This is a genomic window from Paraglaciecola sp. (assembly GCF_030730205.1).
GTDB lineage: Bacteria > Pseudomonadota > Gammaproteobacteria > Enterobacterales > Alteromonadaceae > Paraglaciecola.
The window spans coordinates 1-5,464 of record NZ_JANQVQ010000042.1; the positions used below are offsets into that span (position 1 = coordinate 1).

Sequence of the window (5,464 nt, forward strand, 5' to 3'; positions counted from 1 at the left end):
GGCTGATGCTCACACAGACCAAATCCTGACAATTTACTGACTCGGTAACGCACAAAAAGCGGCATGCTCATGGCGGTTAAAAAATGGCAGTAGATACTTTCACTCATTGCGATATCGGCTTTGTTCTCAAGATAAGTAGACAATGACGCCATAGCCTCCGAGATCGTTTGCCTATCCGGCATAGCGGGTAAAGCAACGCGCTCCAAATTAGCGGTTTTACCCTGACACACACTGCAATGACCACAATTCGTGGGAGCATTGTGGTCATCAAAATAACGCGCTAGGTTGTAACTCAGACAACGGTCTAATTCAAAAAAGCGTATCATTGCTGCTATACGCTTGATTTCTTTTTGCTCATTGTCCGCAAAATAGTTGCCAAGGTGAGCGGCCAATTCAGGGCTTAGCATGGCACTCGACTTAACCTCATACACATCCGTCATTAAGCGAGACTCGAGCTGAATATATTGATGTTCTGCCAAATACTCTAAGGCACTCACCACGCGATGCCGAGGCGCTTGATATTGCTGGTATATGGCATCAAAATTGACCACTCCCCAGATTTTTTTCATCTGAGTGGTAGTAAAAACACAGTCTAAGAAATCGCGACGCTCACCATCAAATAGATTAAGGATGTCGTTGCTGTCACGATTAAACCGCAACTTAAATTCAGCAAAGTAGGCATACAAAGGTTTCAGTACACCTGCTAACTCTAATTGCACTAACAATGTTTTAAGCGGTAATTGGCGAATATTGCTGATTTGCGATAATTCGTTAATCTGCATTTCCCAGGAGTAGGCTTGCTCAGTAAACTCAGACTCAGCGGAATGTTTAATGTTAGCAAGTACTCGCTTTATTGCGTCAGCATCGGGGGTATCACCAAATACAAAATTTTCAACGGTTGTCAGACCGTCGAGATTAGCTAAAACTAAGCAACGTGAAACTTGACCGTCGCGCCCTGCTCGGCCAATTTCCTGACTGTAGTTTTCAATGGACTTGGGTAAATCGTAGTGAACTACAAACCGTATGTCTGACTTATCAATGCCCATACCAAAAGCAATAGTTGCCACGACGATTTGAACTTTTTGCTGCATAAATTCAAGTTGAATGTGCTGGCGTAATTCATTATCTAAACCAGCGTGATAGGCCTTGGCCGAAAAGCCTTGTTGAAATAACAGTTGAGCAACTGTTTCAGCGGTTTTTTGCAAGGTAACGTAAACAATACCGGCTCCCGCTTGTTGTTTGAGCACGCTAATCAACTGATTGTTTTTCTGGGATTGGGCAACCGGTACGATATCCAGTTGTAAGTTAGCCCGATAAAAACCTGTTTGAACGATATGCCCAGGCGCAATCGCAAAACGCTGTGCCATGTCGTGTTTGACTTTTTTGGTCGCAGTGGCAGTGAGTAGCAGTACCAAAGGTATTTTTAGGTCTTGTTGGTAATCGGGAAGTTTTAAATAATCGGGCCGAAAGTTATGACCCCACTCTGAAATACAATGAGCTTCATCCACTACCAACATCGACAGAGGCACACTTTTAATAAACTGCCTAAATCGTTCGTTTTTAAAACGCTCTACCGACACCATCAAAATTTTACACGCCCCACTTCGAATATCCTGCATCACTTGCTGGTTTTGCTCAAAGCTGAGGGTTGAATCAATACTGGCAGCAGCAATCCCTTTACTGTGTAAAAACGCCAGTTGATCTTTCATTAAGGCCAACAAAGGCGATACCACTAAGGTGAGATGGGGCAATTGGCTAGCGACAAATTGATAACACAGAGACTTACCAGCCCCTGTTGGAAAAATGGCTAAGCTTGAGTGCCCCGCTAACAAATGCTCCACCACATCTTGCTGCCCCTGACGAAAGGTCTCAAACCCAAACAAGCGCTGAAGTTCAGTAGCCAAATGTTCGGTGCTGGGTTTAGGGTGCGCTGATGGCATCGAAGAATTGGGGGGGTTATCGTTCATTCGCTATCCCTGTCGTGATGTTGTCCAATAAGTTGCTTGTTTTAATATTGAGCAAGGTTATTTTTCAAGTTGTAGAATAACGTCCGTTAGCGAATCAAGCCTCTCAGTTAAGACCGCTTGAGCGTCGTATAGCCCTTGATTATAGTAGACACTGCCAAACTCTTTAGAAATAAAATCCAGTAAAAATTCACCGTCAAACTGCCCCAACTCACAATCTAATTCGTCGTGTAGGTATCGTTGTAACTTATCCACTAAGGCGTCTTTTTGCGCCTGTGAGAATTGAATATCGGCCATTTATAGACTCTTCAAATGACAAAAAAGAAGCGAATCTTAACACTATTTTAAGAGGGGGTAGGCGCAAAGACAGGAGATTAGACGAAAAGCACAAACGGGTGATGGGTTAAGCATCACCCGCACAATGAAGGGCAAATTACACTAACATCGCTTTAATCGAGCCTGCACTGGCAAAATGCTGTTCACTGACTTCACGGCAGGTTTGGATATACAGCTCATCAATTTGCTGTACCGACATAAACTGGTTACTAAAGCCTGGTACTACAGGATCAATGTGCAATCTCGCGCTATTTATAAAATGAGCGATCAGTTCTTTGACATTGTCAGTTCCCATCGCCACCCGCATAGTGGTTAAATAAATACCGCTTTTTTGCTGAGCATTTTTGTCTAATTCACTATGGGAGGTTAATGCGGGGCATAAGATAATCGTGTTGTTTTGACCGATACTCACTTGATGACTAAATGCAGGCTCAAGGGCATCAAAAAATCGTACAAAGGTATCCCGATTAAGACTGGCGCCTTCCATATCCACAGTAAACAGGGCACAAGGCCAACCGTGGCGTAATTGGCTTTTACGCAGCGTCTCATTTGCATGCCCTGCCACTGCATGGCAGTTCACGTTTAAGTCTGGATGCGACGCGAGAAACTGACTGAAAACCGTGGTATTAATCACCTTATTCATAATACGCATTTCTAAGGTCTTCATGCCGTTTAATACATCAAAGGCTTTTTCAGAATCTAAAAACGCACCTTTAATGTAATACACATCCCAAAACATAGTGCGTGACCAATCATAGCCATTAGCACAATCTCCTTTGCCTTGGAACATACGATAATTTTCACCAATCACTACACCTGCTGTCGTCGCACCGCTACCACAAATATCTTTGGTGTAACTGTGCACCACGTAGTCAGGGCGTTCCGCTTTATCAACGCGCTGCAGCGGCTGATGCAGAATCGGCGTAGCCAAGGTAGCATCTAACATCACTAAATGATTGTGTTCGTGAGCTAACTTACTGATACCTGCCACATCGAGTACATAACCGTGAGGATTACAAGGCGACTCAATATACACATGCAGGGCCTTACCTTGCGCCAAACGGGCGGCGTGTTTTTCACGTGCTTGATGTAAGAACCCAGCAAATTCATCGGCACTGTAGCCATCAAACCATTCAAGCTGAACATCAAGGCGATTTTCTCTAGCAAAAAAGTCATGCAAGAGCTGGTAGACGCCACCATAAACATTGCGCGATACAACAATAACATCGCCATGGCCTAATACATTTGATAACAACGCATCAATAGCGGCCATGCCTGAATTGAAATTCCACGCCAAATAATCTGCGGCGTAAGGCCCAGCTTCTAAATCGACTATGGCATTAGCCAAAGAAATATTAGTGGGATTAAGCAGTCGTGAATAGATTTGGTGAGTTGACTCTTTCCCCTGAAACGCATCATCAACCCACTCCGTGCAGGCATACACGTAAGTAGCAGTGCGCACCACAACTGGCGTGGCTGAAAATAACGCTGTCACATTATCGAACAAGGGATAATGACTTTTGCTGACTTGAGAACCAGATTGTTTGCTTAGGCTTTGATACGTCGCTCGAAACGGGTTTTGCAAGGTATCGAGTATTTTGGCAATTTGAAATGACAAGAATTTCTTTGCATTAAAGTAGGCGACTTTATCTTGCTTATCGAGGCCAGCTAGCGTTTCGCTGGTCACTCTCCAAAGGTGTTGCACATCGATTTGTGCATGGTACAAGTGCTGAGTCAGGCTACTTAATGCTTGGCCATAATCACTTTTTGGATCAATCCCAAAATGGAGCAACTGTTCATTTGACAAAGCCTCAACAGACATAGCCATCGAGGTATTACGTTTAGGCGAAAGTAATTTTGCATGAGCAAGATCAGAAGATGTAGACATAGTGACACCACGTTATTATTGTTTAACGCAGATTACACCGAACTAAATTACTTAAAAACACACCATTGACTAATAATATTTTAAATAAACAGAGCAATGGCAAGATAAGTTTGCAGCTCGTCCTAAGATGAGTCGCATCATGTATATAGCCAAGAGAAGCCAATCGACATGCCGTTGCCTGACACATTTACATTTTAGGCAAAAAGTGACACTGATTTAAAAAGGTTGTTAAGGCGGGGCGATCTAACTGAAAGTGTTGTTGCGCCAACCACTCAATGGCCGACTCAATCGAATTAAAAAATTGATGTTCAATCTCTGCTTGTCGGTAGGCTGCACCCAATTGTTGCTTAATTGTATTGCTAATATCTGACTCTAAAATAACGATAGCCAGGCAAGCTAAACCTTTTTCTTTGCGAATTTTACTATGGTAAACAAAACCGTCAAATGTAGACGGAGGCATTAAACACTCACCCACCAAGCAACTCAACTGAGCCCAGGGTAAGGTGAGGTCTAGGTGCTGAATCTCTTTGCCTAGTTTTTTAGCACCATCGATAAGCGCCTCATCATTCCATGGGCCACGACCGACAAATAGTAAAACCTGTTGATTAATACCGACAACATAATCACCGTGTTCGAACACATAGCCCCCTGTTAATTACGAGTGAACCAAACCACCTTTATGCATTGTATTACGATGCCGCGAAATAACACTGTAGTAAAGAACATAAAAATTGTCATAGGGCCGAAAGCGAGGTAAATCCAGCTATCGGTTAAATATTCAGCAAACAGTCTAGTTTTATTTGTTTTTGAACGACATTAAAAGACTAACTTGAATTTGTGCATTATTCTATTTGGCAATGCTCTTTCTACTAGGACAGATTATGACTGATTCCACCAAGCCAACGGGCTTAGCTGATGTTGCACAATATACACCCGAACAACGCCTAAATTACTTGGTTAAAGAAGTGGTTAATAACCAAAAGGTGTGGATACTGACTGATAATGATGGCTGTGTCATGCTGAATACCGATGACGAAGACTGTGCCCCGGTTTGGCCAAGCGAAGCATTCGCGCAAGCATGGGCAACAGGTGATTGGGCTGACTGCAAACCTATCGCTATTGAACTAAAAACATGGCGCACTCGCTGGACTTATGGTCTTGAAGGCGACAACGTCGCTATTGCCGCTTTTCCCAATGAAGATGAAGAAGGCTTAGTTATTTCAGCACAAGAATTTGATTACGAAATTCAGCAGCAAATTAATAAAAAGAAAGTGAA

The 5,464-nt window shown here is 43.1% G+C and carries 5 protein-coding genes; 1 reads left to right on the forward strand and 4 read right to left on the reverse strand.

Features of this window, described 5'->3' with window-relative positions:
• The 4 genes from NWQ57_RS03860 to NWQ57_RS03875 all read right to left on the reverse strand — a co-directional run.
• On the reverse strand, positions 1 to 1,940 hold a 1,940-nt coding region (locus tag NWQ57_RS03860; protein ID WP_306020761.1), incomplete at its 3' end, for an ATP-dependent DNA helicase RecQ.
• An 84-nt stretch (positions 1,941 to 2,024) separates the two neighbouring features.
• Positions 2,025 to 2,261 (reverse strand): DUF2164 domain-containing protein, encoded by a 237-nt coding sequence (locus tag NWQ57_RS03865; protein ID WP_306020756.1) that lies wholly within the window; start codon positions 2,259 to 2,261, stop codon positions 2,025 to 2,027.
• Between the two features lie 136 nt (positions 2,262 to 2,397).
• Positions 2,398 to 4,188 (reverse strand): PLP-dependent aspartate aminotransferase family protein, encoded by a 1,791-nt coding sequence (locus NWQ57_RS03870; RefSeq protein WP_306020757.1) that lies wholly within the window; start codon positions 4,186 to 4,188, stop codon positions 2,398 to 2,400.
• A gap of 187 nt (positions 4,189 to 4,375) precedes the next feature.
• Entirely contained in the window at positions 4,376 to 4,828 is a 453-nt protein-coding gene (locus NWQ57_RS03875; RefSeq protein WP_306020759.1) for a hypothetical protein, read from the reverse strand.
• 241 nt (positions 4,829 to 5,069) lie between these two features.
• Between NWQ57_RS03875 and NWQ57_RS03880 the strand changes: the two genes are divergently transcribed.
• The coding region (locus tag NWQ57_RS03880; protein WP_306020760.1) for a DUF2750 domain-containing protein at positions 5,070 to 5,464 on the forward strand (395 nt) is incomplete at its 3' end.